A 15,250-nucleotide genomic window follows, 5' to 3' on the forward strand; every position below is an offset into this window, starting at 1 on the left:
TTCGTCGCCCAAATCGGAACGCCGGAGCTCGTCATCGAGGTGCGCATGCGCAGCCACCCTGATTCCGCACGTCGTAAGGTTTTGTCCGTATGACCTTCTCGCTGTTCGCTTCTGGCTCGATGATCGGCAGAGGGACAGGAGGACGCTAGGACCGCGCGTCCAATTTGGCACCTGCCTACTCTCGTAGTGGACCTGCCATCGTCTGCACGGCACCCGCAACCAACGCGCCCACAGGCTCGTTGCGGCTTGTGGTGAGCGTAATTGTCCGATTTCCCGGCACTTGAGCCGGCACCACCAACCCATCGAGCATGTTGGCCACCCGGTCGTTGCAGCTTGTACGGACTAGAGGCTTCTTACCGTAATCACCGCCGGACCGATGGTGTTCAAGCGGTGAGCGCCGCAACAGGGACCCGGCGGCGCTCAACATTATAACGAGATATCGAAGCTCGCAGCAGCAGTCCCAAGCTCGGCCTTGAGGTCATCCAAGTGCTGGCACCGACAAACAAAGCGCCCGATCACCTCGTCACCTAAATCGAATAGCTCCGCTTATTTGGCCGCCAGTCAACGGAGAACGATTTATGGCTATAGATAGCGCGAGCTGGAAAGTGAGACGCCGTGTCATCGCGTAGCGCCCCGGGGGCGAGCACAAACCGCTGTGGATCGGCCCCGAGGGCATATTTCCCGGGCGGCGCACGGTTGAACGGCTGGTCGTCCGCAGGGACGTATGGCCCACGTAGACTTCGCTTACAGAGACGCAGCCTACCCACGGGAGGCCTCTGCCTGAGGATTAATCCATCCCAATGCGCTTGCCAGACTTGCTTGATGAGCTACTCGACCAGTTTCCGCGGCCTTTGCGGTCTCGGACGCGGCAGATTCCTTTCCGCAGCTGGTGAAATGCGGACGTCGCGTCCCTGCTCCCGATCGGCAGACTTTACAAATCAATCGGTCCGATTTTGGCGCGCTCCGCTCAGCTATTCGGGCCTGTCAATTCAACGATGCTGGACTGCATGAGCAGCATCATCCACGCAACAAATCTCAGCCTCCTGATGCTGCCAACGGCGAGCCCTAGTTCGGCTTGTGCGGTCTGCTCACCGTATTTCCAGGCGCCGTTGTGTGCCCCCGGGCAGTCCGCCGGTACTAGATGCGATTGCGACCTTAGTGGGCTGGGAGGAGACTTGCGACGTTTGGCGTTAGGCTGAGATTTATTGTCCGCTAGCCAACGCGCAACCTGGTGGCAGGTTTGGTGGGCAGTGCCAGCGCTCGCATGAAAGGTGGCCGATGTCACGAGGCCTAAATGCCGCAGCGGGATCTCTCCTGGGCGATCGTGACCGGGTCAAGGCCCAACATCACGTCGCGATCGATACCGAAATGGAGGCGATAGAGCCACCAGATTGCGCAGCACCGGTCACAATCGGAGAGTGCCCGAGCGCGCTTTATTGCGGCTGCGACGCGCGCTATTGGGTTCATGACAGGTCTCATCTGGAAACCCGAATGTCTCGGGACCGGTGCTCTAAATTTTGTGAGTTCTTGGTCGGTGACGGTCCGCTGTCGCGCGCCTGCGTCGGCAAAGGATTGGGAGCTGAGGTTCATGTTTGCCATGGAATTGCGCGTCTCGAATCTTGATGGGAACACATATGTGTCCGACCTGTCCGTAACCTTACGATGCAAGGACTGCTTCCCCAAACACCCAGATCTGGTAGTGCCAATTGACAGCACTCTTATGCGATAGTTACGCGGTGGCGCGCGTTAGTTCGCAGACCCGATGCTGGTGCCTCGAACCGATCGGAGTCGATGGCGTTGGCTGCACCTCGAAAAAACGGGGCAGCGCGGGTCCGGAGCCATGTGATATCAAATCGACTTGTCGATGGCCGGTGGCCCATCCTGAGCTTTATTTGCGCCTGATGAAACCGCTCCTCGCGACTGGCCGTTAATTGGACATGGTGATCCACTGCGACTTCCTGCCGCTGTGGGAATGCGGTCAACGAATGTGTATTCGTCATTTGAACGACTCGACGGCCGACCACCTAGCCGATTGGACACGCGATATAGCCAGGGCAGCAAAGCGGCCCGCCCACAACACGGGTCCGGTACGGTCGACAGCGCGTTGCGCGGCCTGTTGCGGCCGTCACGAATATTGAGACCAAGCGAACGCGAATTTGGCGCGCACCACGCACTCTCTGGAGACGATCCTTCAACTGAACAGGCTACCAAAGCATTATCATGCTGTGCGCACACGCATGAAGGCCAATTTCCTGGTCGCGATGACCGGGTTCGAGGAAGTCTGTACTTGCCACGCCTATACCGCAGAGAAGATCCTTTGCCAGCCTTGGGAGCGATCGGTTTCATTTTTGGCTGCGCGCGCTGTTCGGGCGGTCAGCGGCCTCGGCAGTGAGGATGGTCCGCAATCGGCCACGACAGCTGCTGTTCTTTTGTGAATTGCCGCACAGGTTCGTCAGCTTTTGGAAAGGTAGCGTAAGTACAGAGGCGCTAGGGTTAGCGAGGCGTGGTAGAGACAGCGCCATTACCAGAATGGGACAGCGCCGAGTCACGTTCCTGCTAACCTCAATCTGCAGCGCAGGCGCGGCAGGGACAGCCCCCGATCCAGTCCCAACCGACCGGCGCCGAGTCGCGCCCGCGCTGCTTCCGGTGCCGGAGAAACGAGCCGCACTGTCATGCTTTTTCAGGCACGGACACCCGTTCCGCTTGTGCCGAGGGAGATCGACGACGTTAGACTTAGCGGCGCGCGTGGTCTTTCAAGCGATCACTTCCATGCCTCCCGTCTTATCCCGCCAACACATGAGCGGCATTGTGTAAGCCTTTTCACGCAGCGGAGCGGCTTAGTATGCTGGGCATCTCCAATCTCTCCGTGAAGTAGCGGATCAGCCTAGAAAGTAGCGGACGATCCGACCAATTCAGGTAGGTGATTGGGAGTCGTTCTCAGTCTACAACTTGGCAGCACCCTACAGGGGGGCACAGTGTCAGGCTGGATCCAGAATCGGGCAAGGCCGGCACTAAAGTTAGCGGCGCGTGGCAGGGACAGCGCTTTGCAGGGATTGAGCGCCGAGTCACGTCGCCGTTAACCTTTTTCGTCCCTGGCACCCTAGGGACAGCGTCGTCTTTTAAGGCTTGCCCACCAGTCCAGCTAGGCGCCCTGCGGTACTTCTCAAAAATACCACTTGGTAGCGCCGTGAGGGGGCATGCCCCTCACGGGAGCAAAGGTGGCCAGCTTTGGCTGACCACCGAGGCTTGCGGCATCTGTCAGGCACAGCGCTTTGACCGTTTCACTACCCGATGGCCAAGCCACAGGCTAGTTCTCGCTAGCATGCCGGCTATCAAGAGCTAGCATCAGATTTTTTCATGGCGCCAGTCGCGTCTGCGCCGCTCTCCATGTTCTGCAACAACTCTTTCCTGACACCCTCATCGTTCTTGGCACCGCTCGGCAACATCGAAGTCTCTCAGCTGAGTGACCTTGGGTATGCCGGCCCGCGGCGTTCGAATGGTCCGGACAACGCCCAAGCCGAAATCTCTCAGCTAGCCTCAACCGCGCCGACTCCCAATTCGTTCGGGCTCAGACATCATGGGCAATGATACGCGTGGCCATCTGTTTGACTTGATAGTGGCCGATCCAATTCGCGACGTCTCACCGCTTGCCCTCGCACTATCCCCTGCCCGTTCCAAGTCAACACTGCGGGATTTTGTTTTGGCCGCGACTCTTTTGCAGTCGATGGCTGCTGCCAAAGGGGATTTCACTTGCCGTACCGCGTTTGATTTGAACTGGTCGTTATTCTTGATCACCGACCGCCGTGCGTTCCTTGACCTTCAGCTAAGAGAGTTCGCCGTCGTGCCTCTTGGACGGACGAGAGAACCTAAAACTCCGTATCATGGCTGATGGCGGCCTCCGTAACGTCAACAAAGATGTTGGACCGGTAGACGAAATCTCAGAGTTCATGGAATGAACGAGATCAGGGTCGCTGAAACGCGCTGTCTGCGCTGATCCAGGGATAAAGACCACTATAACCTTGGCTGAACGGCTGTCGCTGCGATCGGGATGGTTTGCGCCAGCTCATTTGATCGGAGCTACGATTCCATTTCGTTGAATGGAGGACCATCGCCTCAGCCACCATCTTTGCTCGCCTTGAGGCTGTTCGTCACAGTTGGGCAGCGCAATCGAACCCGAGGCAGCAGTTCGGGTGAGCGCCGTCATCCCCCGCAAAACCTACGCCGCCGCGAATTGATAGACCGTCGACATACCAGCGCTTGTGCGGGCCCTCCCAGTGGCGTCCAGGAAAGCCGACGCGCTGGCACGCATGGGATAATTCGATCCCAAAACCTTCTAATTTGGTGATGTTTTTAGGTAGGGTATAGCCAGTGGTTTGATGACCATCGAAATGGCTGCTTTCGCGCATGAGAGCTCGTGCGCTTGTGGCTTACAATGTGCGCCGGATCCGCGTCCAGCGCGGTATTCCGCAAGAGCAATTGGCTTACGATGCGGGAATTGATCGCTCCTACATGAGCGGACTTGAGCGCCAACAAGCGAACCCGACAATCGATCTTCTCGATCGCCTTGCCGAGACCCTCGGCGTAGCTGTCTCCGAGCTGTTTGTTCGGCCATCCAAGGGCGCGCCGCCGCCTGCAACCTTACCTAAAGGTCGCAAGCCGAAGCCGGCACGCGGCAAAAGGACTTAGCCCCAGACAAATACCAGCTGAGACGCAAATCTTGTACGGTACCGGCGCAGGTATCACGCCTTCCAAGAGGATTTCATGCGGTGCTGACCCATGATACGCAGCGATCCGGCTATGGGCATCGAATAATGTGATGGATGTTCATTTTGGCGCCGGAGGGGACAATGGCGGCTCAAGACGATGAAGTTCCTTTAAATGCCATCCGCGCATTTGTGACCGTCGCCCGCGAAGGCAGCGTCACGCGCGCGGCGACCACCTTGGGAACAACGCAAAGTTCGGTCAGCCGGTACTTGGCTGTGCTGCGGGATTATCTGGGTGCTGATCTCATCGAGCGGCGTGGACGGCGCAGCGATTTGACCGAATTCGGGAGGCTATTCGCACACGCAGTGTCTGAACCGCTCGAAACTGTCAGCTTCACCGCGAAGAGAATGCGACGCCGTGCAGGCGTAGGAACGAATCGTATCGTGGTCCGCACGTCACTATCGACCTTTGCGTTCTCTCTTCTTATTCCAAATCTGCAGGCTTTCTCTTCTGAAGCGGGTGGCGTTATCGTGGACATCGTCAGCTCGCTGGCGCCGCCGACATCTTCGGATGATTTCGATATTTTGATTACACGGGATCTTTCCGTCATCGAACCCGCCGACAGTTGGGAGATCTACAAAGAGGAGCTGGTGTGCGTGGGCCCGCCAAATCTCGTCGGGGGTAAAGAGCTCTCGATTGTCCGCTCAACCCCTATACTGAACATCACATCCCGCCCCGACATCCTGCCGACATGGCTGAGGGCCATGAACCTGTCTTCCAGCGACATACGAGCAGGGGCGCGGTATGACCACAATTATCTTGCTTTGCCGGCGGTCATGACAGGGAAATGCCTTCTTGTTGCGCCGGAAATCATCGTCAGTGACCTCGTGCGAGGGGGCGCTTTGCAAATCATCCCTGGCACCCGCGCTCCAAGTGGCATGCAATATCGCGCCTATGCCGTAGATCGCAGCGCGCACCCCGAGCTCGCACGTTCTTTTTGCCGATGGCTGGCTCGTCTCTGCAAAAAGGTTGCACCTGCGCAGGCTGCCTGAGGTCTAGCGGTGTCCTCAATTCGGCACAGCAGGAGATCAATGCTCAAGTCTAGGGCGCTCCAACTTAAGAAGACTATTCGAGCGCAGTTATCAAAGCCTACGCGGCGCCGCTCTGGTGCAGCAATTAAACACGCCAACAATGAGAGATCGTAGCGCAAAGATTCTATCCTGGCCGCCATCGTGCCATGGCAGAAGAATTGGCAGGCAAACGGAGGGTAGGCCGTTTATCGCGCCGCAACCCTTTACTTGTCATCCCTGCCCCTGCGTTTGGTGAGTAATGCTCGCCAGCGAAGACGCATGAGGCGCCGCCCCAGCTTAACAAGCCGGATGGTTCGGCTGCGCAAATCGTCTGTTTTCCAGCCGCGCTCGGCAATACGACGGCTTCCAAACAGGCCCTGCGCGATTTGGCGGTAGCTATTTCCTTCCTGCCATCCATCCACAGCGCGCAGCGCAAGGATTAGCCGACGCTGCTTCAAAGCAGGCAAAGTAAGGGGAGGCATTCCAAGCGCCCGACGCTCAAGGGCTAGCCAAAATCGACGTGCGGCCCCCAGGCGAAGCTCGAAATTGGCATCGAGCGGCAGATCAACGACGACACCATATCCGCTTGCCGGAAGCTCTCTTAGCCAGAGGCGATGCTTCGTGCCCCCGAGCGGCACGACCGCATGCCAACCATCCGCCGCACGGCGAAGTTCGCTGCCCGGCAAATTGTCGAAATCGAGCTGATAGGTTTTGGGCGCAAGGCAGTTGGCCGCCCGTACAGAAAGTACGGTCGGCAGCACCTCGGGTGCCCAGAAGACTGCTTGCTTGTCGAAGGTCTTTTGCGGATCAGCAGGAAAACGAGAGCCCCCACTTGCGTCGGAACTCGCCCGCCGCTGCGCTTGAACGTTTGCGGCGAGATAGCCGCTTATAATCCTCTTGGTAATCGCGATCCCGCCGCAGCCACTCCCAGGCCAGGTCGGCAGCATCCGCCTTCTTCAGGCCGCTGTACGCTTCCTCAGATCTCCAGTCAGTATTCGGCATCGCACCTTTCCCGCGCAATTTTCCGGCGCGGCGGAATGCAGCCGATGATTGTGGCGCTTTCCGGCTGCTTGCTTACCGTGTGCACGCCTTGAACGCACTTAATCGATGGAATGATCAATTTTTCCGATCGCGACGCATTCTGGCGCGCCTGATATCCGCGCCGATCATTGTTTTGGCCAACCGCTACGTAGCAGGTCGCGATAGCCGTGGCCCGCAAGCCACTTGGCCCGCGTCAGATGACTTTCGAATGTGCGTCGCACTCGATCCGGCTCAACGGTGGGGTCAAGCCCAAGCACAATTCGCGCAATCTCGCGCCAATCTGCCTTGTCAGCGTCCGCATCAAGCAGTCGCATGTAGGCAACAGCGTGCTCCCTGTCATATGGCGTGAGCTCGTCGACGCTGGGCGCCAATTCTGCGACCTTCGGCTCGGCTGGCACTGCCTGAAACTCCTACCCAGCTGAAAAATCTACCGAAATCAGAGCAACGATAACTAATCTGAGTTCGTTTTGGTACCCGTCCAATAGTCGCACGCCGAATTCCTTTTCGCGCTGAGATGGCAATCGCATATCGGCTCACACTGACCTGGTGGCTCGTCCTGCGCTTTCCCTTGTTCATTGCCAGTCCATACTGCAAGCGATTGCAGATGTGCCCTGTGACTGGCCGCCCTTGCTGTTCTGTTCCTGGCGGAGACATGGTGCTCCGTGGTGACGGCCCGGTCGTACTCCTGAAAGGCAACCAGAACCGGCCAACTGGAGAATATTCGTTTGCCTTTCGACCCGCAGGTGAACATTCGTCCTATCTAGTTGCGGCGCTCGGGAAAACGCCGCCGGTACCTCTGAGCGCTATTTCTTCTCTGCCGCTAATGGCAAGTTATTGCCCGACGAGAACGCATGTGATGGTCAACGAGAAGACGGGCACGCGCTAGGCGCACCTGCACCTCACCCTTGCCTGATTCCTCGAAGCAATTGGGAGGACAGCCACTACTGGTGCGAGCTTATCGTAATAGTCTGGCTATAACCAGTGGTTTCATAATCATCGGAATGGCTGCCTCTGCGCATGAACGCTCGTGCGCTTGTGGCCTGGAATGTGCGCCGGATCCGCGTAGAGCGCGGCATTCCGCAAGACCAATTGGCCTATGATGCCGGGATCGACCGCTCATACATGGGGCGCATTGAGCAGAAGAAAGAGAACCCGACGATTGATCTTCTAGAACGCATCGCCGCGACTTTGGGTATTCACTTGTCCGAATTATTCACACAGCCGGCTAAAGGTGCAATGCCGCCCAAGCCGATGTCCAGAGGGCGCAAGCCGGCACGGCTTGCCCGAAACAAGACGTAATTATTGAGAGAGCCATGTGTCGGCGAACGCTTGGGCGGAATCGAGCCGGAGCGGCCGACGCGCTTCATGGATCTACAGCCGGCGCTTCCGATCTCCTGCTCCAGCCGGTGTGGCCCCAGCAGGGTTCCGCTTAGCGCTTCCTCGGAGCGGTCTGTTATAAGGCCGAGCATTCTTCGAAATGAGGTTGCGCCGGTCGCGTAAACCTACCGACGCCCCCTTGAACCCGCGGTTTTCGAAGAGCCTGTTTGGGGGCGACGGTGCGGTTCGGGTGATGGCAGCGCCCCAACCGGGAGTCCGCGAGGTATGGAGGGACTTTGCTATCCTGCTGCGCAAGAGCATGGGCGCATATGCGTCCTCCATAGCTTTCGATTGGAGGATCAAGCTGGTGTTCGCCTCGAGGATGGGACCTTTGTGCTGGACGAAGATCGGGAAGGTGTGCATGCAGCGGCGCAATTGAGAGGCTGCTGGAAAGGCTCGACTGACGGTTTGTTTATGGGATACCTAAGACGCAGGCACATCTCGAGCGGGATAGTTTCAGCCGACGCCGGGCGCTGTGAATCAAGGCTATCCGACGCGTCGCGAGATGGCGGCGAATATGCTCTAATTGGGTGTGAGCTACGCGGGACCTGACTATCCAGATACGATCAAGGGGATGCTGCTCGCCGAGCGAGAGGCAACGGATGCATCAGATTATCAAAAATGCAGCGTCATCGGTTTGACCGGCGAGCAGAGACGATGCCTGAAGATTGATGCTGTTGAGCCTGGAAGAATCCCAGCAGGTGGCAGTTGCCCCGTTAGCCGGTCCTCGCGCATAAGCCCGGCCGCTCTGCTCGACGTTGCATGGCCGCAACTTAGTCTTGGGTCTCCAGGCGTTGACGTGATCCGGGAGGTGCCGATAATGTCAGGCAGCCTTTGCCGCCCTTGATTTTGGCCTCTTCACGTGCGGTACGCGGGCGTCCATCGCAAGCTGGTCCATCATCCAATGAGGGCTGCTGGATTTGCTGACAGGATATGGCTCCGTGGCGCGATTGTCCCAGATTACGACGTCGCCTGATTTCCAGTTCCAGCACAGGGTGTTCCGGGGCGCAATGAGATAGGATTGCAGCCGTTCAAAGAGTTTTTGGCTGGGATAGCGCTGCAGGCCGACGAAGTTGTTCACAGAACGACCGAGCGATAGCATGCGTTCGCCGGTCTCGGGATGAACACGAACAATCGGATGTGTCGTTTCGTAGATCGTTGCAGTGGATACGCCCCACCAAGGCCGCTTGTTGGCTTCGGCGGCCCTCTCTGTCGCAGTGAGATCAGATGCGACGAAGCTCACAGCCCAGAGGTTATCCGCGAGCATCCGCAAGGGATGGGGAAGATCAAGATAAGCGGCCGCCCTGCTCGACCAAGCAACGTCGCCGCCAAAAGGCGGGACCGCTGCGAGCCGCAGCACCGAGATGGCTGTGCGGACCCGCTCATCGTTCATCTGGTTGAGATGACCGCAGGCGGGATCAGACAGCTCCTGTCGGATCGTTAAACCGCCCATTGTGTCCGCCATTGTGGGATTCGGTATCAGCGAGCCGAGCCTGAGCACAAAACGCTGCTGCTGTGCATCGTCGAGATGTCCCTGGTCACGGAAGAAGATGACCTTATGCTCTAACAGAAGCCGCTTGAACGCTAAGATGACATCGTCAGGCAAATCGTCCGACAGCGCAATGTTCTTGATTTCGGCACCAAGCCGCTCCGCGTGCCTGACGATGTCTGCTCGCGGAATGATATTTTCAACAACCATTGTCCCACTCATGACGACGCCTCTTTCTGTGGATGTCTAAACAGGCTCAGTGGTAGTCGCGTCTGGCGACAAACCCGGCAAAACCATCTTGATGCTGCACACTCGAATTATGTGAGCGTGGGTCACCGCGCCGCAATTCCAATACACACCACCAGCATCTAAGAATCCGACTCCCTTTGCGTATCGACACGCCTCGTGCCGTTCTCATCGAAGGGCACTCGCATATGAGGCCAGCAGATCGATTTACAGCCTGATCAACAGTGCAGATCATAGACGCAATCCATGTCCAGTCGATGAAACGAAACCAGCTTTCTTTTTGAGCTCGCGCGACGTTCGCGTCGTCTCAGAACTCATGCTTGGAAAATCCTCGAACAACGACTGCCTCGTGCCTCCATCCTGCACGGCCTCATGCGCACGACGAAGATTGGAACTGGTTCGCGGCATGCACTGGCGAAGCCCACAGGACGCAAAGCAAGATCTACCTGAAGATGTATACAGTCACAATAACTACTTCAACGGGCTCATAATCATATTTTCGCGACTTGGAGTTGTTCATGCGCGACTTATTTTCATCAGCTCTAACCAACCCACTGTCATGCACTAGCGGGAGAGGCGCAAAACCGGGAGGCTGCAACTTCCGATGCAGCTTAACAACGGACTTAATCCCTCGATTTTCTCGAAATTTGCACTGGTGCGAATGCAGGTGCCCCGCGGTGACCTGCCTTTGGTTCTGCCCGGAGACGTAGATTTCCGTTACTGAGTGCATGCCATTTGGCTTTGTGGCAGTTGAGCCACCGACCGCTATGATCACCGAGACCGATACTATGCGGCCATTCTGGCGCACCTTCACTTAGGTGGCGTCGATCCATAGACAGGGCCAATCACCGTCGATCGGCTGGGCGAGAAAAGCATTCACCTTGTTGTCGATCTCTGCGCATGACTGGCTGACTTGGTTCTTCGAGATGCTGGTCTAGGTCGCCAGGTCGTCTACCGAACGGGTCGAAAACGCGCTGCACATAGGTTTCTGTACCATTGCGGCGAGCGCCTTCTCGGCGACCCGGCGCGGCTTCAGAAAGCCGCGAATTAGATCGACCGCGCAACTCGACATACGAACAATTCTGGCGCGGGTCTCCGAGCCGCCAAGCGCACTGTGCTGTTTGATTTGTCTTCTGAGACATTGGCCCTAAAATCCGAAGACACAGATCGAAGTGCATAGATAGGCGAAGACCTCGTAGTTGTTTTTTTATATCCTACATCCACAGCTTGAATTATCGTTGTTTTTGAAGTACGTATTCCGGCCGCAATCGGACGTGCCGACGGACAATTGATGAAGAGGCAAGAAATCACTTGGTCCGACAACTCACCATAGGGCTTCGAACGTGGCTGTGGAATTTCGAGACCTACGCTGGGCGATCGCTGCGTCTCAGCATCGAAGCATCCGTCAAGCGGCAGAGACGCTTAGAATCAAGCAGTCGACGCTCAGTCGCTGCCTAAGAAGTCTCGAACACACGTTGGGCAGCAAACTATTCGAGCGTACCAACGGAGGTACGCGACCAACGATGGAAGGTCGAGAATTTCTCGAGGATGCCCGGCGCATCGTAGTCGAAGCTGAAGCAATGGCTACTCGCCTCAAGACCCGCTCGCGTCGCGAGAGTGGCCGGTTGAGCATCGGGATCCACACCTCCCTGTCAGCCGGCAATCTCCGAGCCACCCTCCTCGATCACCGTCACCGCTTTCCCGATGTCGATAGACAGTTTGTCGACCGCGCGAGCGAGCATCTGATCTCGGACCTCGCCAGCTCAGCCATCGATGTCGCTGTCGTGGCGGATCCCAATCCGAATTGGAGCGGCAAGTCATTGGTGCTCTGGAGCGAACGTGTTGTTGCAGCCCTCCCTGCGAAACATCCTCTGGCAAGTCATGACGTAGTTCACTGGGGCGAACTGCGGCGCGAACCGCTTTTGATGTCACAGCGTGGCCCCGGACCGGAACTCCTCAAGCTTCTCATCAGCAAATTAGGATCTTCCGACCCTTGCAAGCTGCTTCGCCATGACGTGGGGCTCGACCGGCTTCTCTCCCTGGTAGGCATGGACTTCGGTATTCTCCTTGCGCTGGAAAGTGCGACTGGCGTGACTTATCCCGGTGTCACCTTCCGGGAGGTGCATGATGCCGAGGGGCCGACGCGGCTGAACTTCCGCGTCTATTGGCGGCAGTCAAACGGCAATCCATTAGTACGTCCGCTGCTCGACCTGCTTCGCGAACGTTATCCGGACCTTTCCGCCGACCCGGGCGAGAATTGAGCAGCATTTCGTCGTGCCTTGGCAAAGGCCCGGTCGGTTGCCATAAAGCGCTCCATCATCGGCGCGATCAATTTGGCAGGTTCGGTCGGCGTCGCCGCACTTCCGCTACGCGTCAGAATCTCGGCGTAGCTTTTGAGATTTCTGAAGACTGCCGCCGGCAGCTCGATCGTGAGCTTTACCGGCTTGTCGTCTTCGAGCGGTCCAAGCTTGAGTTTCGTCACGGTCTTCCTCCCTTTGCCGTAGGGGCCAGGACTAAGCCGCGGGTAACAATGACCCGCGCCGGGAAACCTGGCCGGATGGTCAGCGTCGGCTGGATGTTGAGCTGGCGCTGTACGATTTGCTGCCCGGTCTGGCTGATGCTGTTGGACGCGCCGCTGCGGATCGCTTGAACAAGGCTGTTCTCATTCTGGCTTGTGCCCGCCTCCGCTCCGACGCTGAGCATAGTCGAAAGGACGGCGGCCTTGAACAGCATGCCCCAATGATTATCGACCTCGTCCTGGAGGCCAGCGCAAACACCGATCTCGGCTCTCGGCTGGCGCTCCAGCGCGATCGAGCTACCATTTGGCATGATGATGCGGGTCCAGACCAGGAGGATTCGGCTCTGGCCGAATGCCACAGAACTATCGTACTGGCCGATCAGCTTGGCGGCCGCGCACGCAATTTCATTCCACCCGATAACGGATTAGTTCAACAAGTATTCAGTCGTCGTAGGGAACCAGCGTAGAGCAGAGAAAAGATACTTGCTGCATAGAAGGCCAATGATGCGGATCCTGCGAACAGTCTTTGCAACGGAGCTATCGCTAAAGGCGGGCTTGCTTGAGTGTGACTCATCGACAACGAAGCCCCGGCGCGTCGCAATGCCGAGTTCCGTGATTGACCGGCGCTCAAGAGGCCTCGCTCGTTCGGCTTAATGCGATCTGCTATTCAGGTCACACCTTGATGCGCTATGCAGCCGGCAATCCGACGTTAGTGCGGGCATCTTCGTATGCAGGTTTCGATGTGCTAAGGATTTTCCATGCATTCCTCGTCGTCTCTATCGCGCGGGCTGGCTGCAGGTCCGTCCGCGTCGCATGGATACAAATCTCATTCATGTAGCCATCCGGTAAGGGCGAGTCGAGCGCCGCGCGCATAGGGCGGCACATACAGTACGGAATGTGGTCGCGGCACCGCGAACAATAAGAGAGTATTGTAAGTCGGTGGAAGGCATATGGGTGGATCATGATCGCTCCAAAAGGCAGTCTGTCCACCCCAGTCATTGTCCCATTGTGTTGTGAGATTGAGAGAGTAGGCAACCTTTCGAATTCCCGGTGTTCCAGGCGGCTGCTTATCGGTATGCGTTGTTAGAAAATGTCCGGCCTCAAAGCGCGAAGCAAACCCGTCGACATGGATAAACTCGCCATGCCCGGTCGCATCTGCAACAATGCGTCGGAACGTCGTGCCAGTCAGGTATTCAGCAATCGTGCGAAGAACTCCAGTGGCGCAACCATCACGCAGTCGTTCCAAGAGCGGATAGCTCTTGAATAAATACTGGAACGATGCATTGGAACTGTACGACTGGCGCCCGTCAGGACGAGAGCGCTCCCAATCCTTCCAATCGAGACAGATCGGCGTTCCATCCGGGGCAATAGATACAACCGACCATGCATCGAACGACTGGAGAACTTTCGATGCAGCCGCGGCTGCATCAGGCGTCAGAAAATCCACTATCCTCGCAGATCCGAATGTCTGGAATTCCGCTCGAATTTCAGCGCGACGTTCTATGGTCAAATCGCATTCAGAAATTCGCAGCACTGAGTTACTCCTCACGGAGCAGCCGCCATCGCCGCAAGATGTGGCGATAGCGGGGGACAATGGGACATGGAAATTTAGGACGCCCTGGCCTTCAGCGAAACGATCTTGCCAAGCTTGCGATCCTCTGTCTTATCAATCCATTCCGATATGAGAGAACGAAGTTGGGGCCTTGAATTTCCGACATAGTCTTTCAACGCCTGCCAATCATTCCCTGCGAGAAACTGCCGGATTCTCGCAGTCTCCTCAGGAGAGAGCGGAATGTCCATGTGGAACTCCAAAACCGTTTCATCTGCTGGTGTGGCGTAGTCTGTCTTGAGGATCAGGTTTGGTACTGATGAGCCCATTTGCTAGCTCCTATCTTCCCTGCGATCGTTTTGGCCATCTCGGCCAAGTAGGATTGTAGATGGTCTGGGCCTCGCAAGAACCTCCAAGAGTTGGTAGAGTCGATGACCTGCTGCAGCGAGACCGAACTTTGGACCACCCAGAACTAGAGTTTTGCGCTCTGATGCAGCGAGACCGAACTTTGGACCACCCAGAACTAGAGTTTTGCGCTCTGTGCAGCGAGACCGAACTTTGGACCACCCAGAACTAGAGTTTTGCGCTCTGATCACGTTGGCGGGCTGGACGCGCCGACGTGGTTGTGCAGCAAAATCGGCGATCGATTGCCGATCGCCCCGTGGGGCCGTTCTTCGTTATAGTATCTGCGCCAAGTCTCCACTTTTTCCTGGGCATCCGCAAGGGACAGGAACCAATGCGCGTTGAGGCATTCGGCCCGGAAGCGCCCATTGAAGGCTTCGATGAACGCGTTGTCGGTTGGTTTGCCGGGCCGTGAGAAGTCCAGCGTGACGCCGCGTTGATAGGCCCAAACGTCAAGATCACGCGACACGAACTCGCTGCCTTGATCGACGCGGATCGTCGCCGGGAATCCCACTTCCTTGCAGGCCCTTTCCAGTACCTCCACGACGTCGCTGCCGCGGAAGGTGAACCGCGGCACCAGCGCCGGCGAGAAGCGGGAGAAGATGTCAATGACTGTGAGCACCCGGAGCTTGCCGCCGGTCGCCAGCTGATCATGAACAAAGTCCATCGCCCAGGTCTCGTTCGATCGCGTCGCCGGCCTGCGATCGTCGCGCAGCTTGGCCTTGACCCGGCGCTTGGGTGATTTGTTGCGCAATTGCAGGCCCAATTCGCGATAGATGCGCCGCGTCTTGTTCTGGCCATGGCGCCAGCCTTCACGACGCAGCAGGACGTGAACACGGCGGTAGCCGTAGCGG

At 57.4% G+C, this 15,250-nt stretch carries 15 protein-coding genes and 2 pseudogenes; 6 read left to right on the forward strand and 11 right to left on the reverse strand.

Translation table 11 applies throughout. The features are described 5' to 3' along the window. Positions 1–2,237: 2,237 nt before the first annotated feature. Complete coding sequence (locus BRAGE_RS55060; RefSeq protein ID WP_141263434.1) at positions 2,238–2,435, forward strand: hypothetical protein; 198 nt, start codon at positions 2,238–2,240, stop codon at positions 2,433–2,435. Between the two features lie 1,142 nt (positions 2,436–3,577). Next, a complete protein-coding gene (locus BRAGE_RS55065; protein WP_141263436.1) occupies positions 3,578–3,889 on the forward strand; it encodes a hypothetical protein in 312 nt (103 codons plus the stop codon). Positions 3,890–4,148: 259 nt separating this feature from the next. On the opposite strand, the gene BRAGE_RS55070 is transcribed toward BRAGE_RS55065, so the two are convergent. After that, positions 4,149–4,406 carry a hypothetical protein gene (locus BRAGE_RS55070; protein WP_141263438.1) on the reverse strand — a complete coding sequence of 86 codons (258 nt, stop codon included), beginning with the start codon at positions 4,404–4,406 and terminating at the stop codon, positions 4,149–4,151. On the opposite strand from BRAGE_RS55070, the gene BRAGE_RS49930 reads away from it, so the two are divergent. Then, complete coding sequence (locus BRAGE_RS49930) at positions 4,405–4,686, forward strand: helix-turn-helix domain-containing protein (RefSeq protein WP_035730210.1); 282 nt, start codon at positions 4,405–4,407, stop codon at positions 4,684–4,686. The genes BRAGE_RS55070 and BRAGE_RS49930 overlap by 2 nt on opposite strands. A gap of 161 nt (positions 4,687–4,847) precedes the next feature. Beyond that, positions 4,848–5,756 carry a LysR family transcriptional regulator gene (locus BRAGE_RS0129925; protein WP_027564547.1) on the forward strand — a complete coding sequence of 303 codons (909 nt, stop codon included), beginning with the start codon at positions 4,848–4,850 and terminating at the stop codon, positions 5,754–5,756. A gap of 242 nt (positions 5,757–5,998) precedes the next feature. Here BRAGE_RS0129925 and BRAGE_RS49935 read toward each other — a convergent pair whose 3' ends face one another. The 3 genes from BRAGE_RS49935 to BRAGE_RS49940 all read right to left on the reverse strand — a co-directional run bounded on the left by BRAGE_RS49935 (position 5,999) and on the right by BRAGE_RS49940 (position 7,213). Next, the gene (locus BRAGE_RS49935; RefSeq protein ID WP_051378547.1) at positions 5,999–6,535 is read right to left on the reverse strand and encodes a DUF2285 domain-containing protein; all 537 of its coding nucleotides are present in this window, start codon (positions 6,533–6,535) and stop codon (positions 5,999–6,001) included. Between the two features lie 46 nt (positions 6,536–6,581). After that, entirely contained in the window at positions 6,582–6,776 is a 195-nt protein-coding gene (locus BRAGE_RS57080; protein WP_084335009.1) for a transcriptional regulator domain-containing protein, read from the reverse strand. Positions 6,777–6,940: 164 nt separating this feature from the next. Next, positions 6,941–7,213, reverse strand: a complete 273-nt coding sequence (locus tag BRAGE_RS49940) for a DNA -binding domain-containing protein (protein WP_027564548.1) — start codon at positions 7,211–7,213, stop codon at positions 6,941–6,943. Between the two features lie 619 nt (positions 7,214–7,832). On the opposite strand from BRAGE_RS49940, the gene BRAGE_RS0129940 reads away from it, so the two are divergent. After that, entirely contained in the window at positions 7,833–8,114 is a 282-nt protein-coding gene (locus BRAGE_RS0129940; protein WP_027564549.1) for a helix-turn-helix domain-containing protein, read from the forward strand. Between the two features lie 901 nt (positions 8,115–9,015). Here the strand turns inward: BRAGE_RS0129940 and BRAGE_RS0129950 are convergent. Then, positions 9,016–9,891, reverse strand: a complete 876-nt coding sequence (locus BRAGE_RS0129950; protein WP_231164246.1) for a TauD/TfdA dioxygenase family protein — start codon at positions 9,889–9,891, stop codon at positions 9,016–9,018. An 853-nt stretch (positions 9,892–10,744) separates the two neighbouring features. Next, a pseudogene (locus tag BRAGE_RS57085) lies at positions 10,745–10,966 on the reverse strand (transposase); the annotation flags it as partial. Positions 10,967–11,276: 310 nt separating this feature from the next. On the opposite strand from BRAGE_RS57085, the gene BRAGE_RS53375 reads away from it, so the two are divergent. After that, a complete protein-coding gene (locus tag BRAGE_RS53375; RefSeq protein ID WP_245161746.1) occupies positions 11,277–12,188 on the forward strand; it encodes a LysR family transcriptional regulator in 912 nt (303 codons plus the stop codon). On the opposite strand, the gene BRAGE_RS0129970 is transcribed toward BRAGE_RS53375, so the two are convergent. The 5 genes and pseudogenes from BRAGE_RS0129970 to BRAGE_RS49960 form a co-directional block, all read right to left on the reverse strand. Then, the gene (locus tag BRAGE_RS0129970) at positions 12,152–12,409 is read right to left on the reverse strand and encodes a DUF2274 domain-containing protein (RefSeq protein ID WP_027564552.1); all 258 of its coding nucleotides are present in this window, start codon (positions 12,407–12,409) and stop codon (positions 12,152–12,154) included. The two genes, BRAGE_RS53375 and BRAGE_RS0129970, sit on opposite strands and share 37 nt — an antisense overlap. After that, positions 12,406–12,834: pseudogene (locus BRAGE_RS49950) on the reverse strand (TrbI/VirB10 family protein); the annotation flags it as partial. The pseudogene BRAGE_RS49950 and the gene BRAGE_RS0129970, both read right to left, overlap by 4 nt. 437 nt (positions 12,835–13,271) lie before the next feature. Further along, positions 13,272–13,979 carry a 2OG-Fe(II) oxygenase gene (locus tag BRAGE_RS53380; protein ID WP_159073978.1) on the reverse strand — a complete coding sequence of 236 codons (708 nt, stop codon included), beginning with the start codon at positions 13,977–13,979 and terminating at the stop codon, positions 13,272–13,274. A 74-nt stretch (positions 13,980–14,053) separates the two neighbouring features. Beyond that, positions 14,054–14,323, reverse strand: a complete 270-nt coding sequence (locus BRAGE_RS49955; RefSeq protein ID WP_027564553.1) for a hypothetical protein — start codon at positions 14,321–14,323, stop codon at positions 14,054–14,056. Positions 14,324–14,586: 263 nt separating this feature from the next. Then, a partial coding sequence (locus BRAGE_RS49960; RefSeq protein ID WP_035730215.1) for an IS3 family transposase occupies positions 14,587–15,250 on the reverse strand: 664 nt, incomplete at its 5' end.

It is taken from the genome of Bradyrhizobium genosp. SA-4 str. CB756 (genome assembly GCF_000473125.1).
GTDB lineage: Bacteria > Pseudomonadota > Alphaproteobacteria > Rhizobiales > Xanthobacteraceae > Bradyrhizobium > Bradyrhizobium arachidis.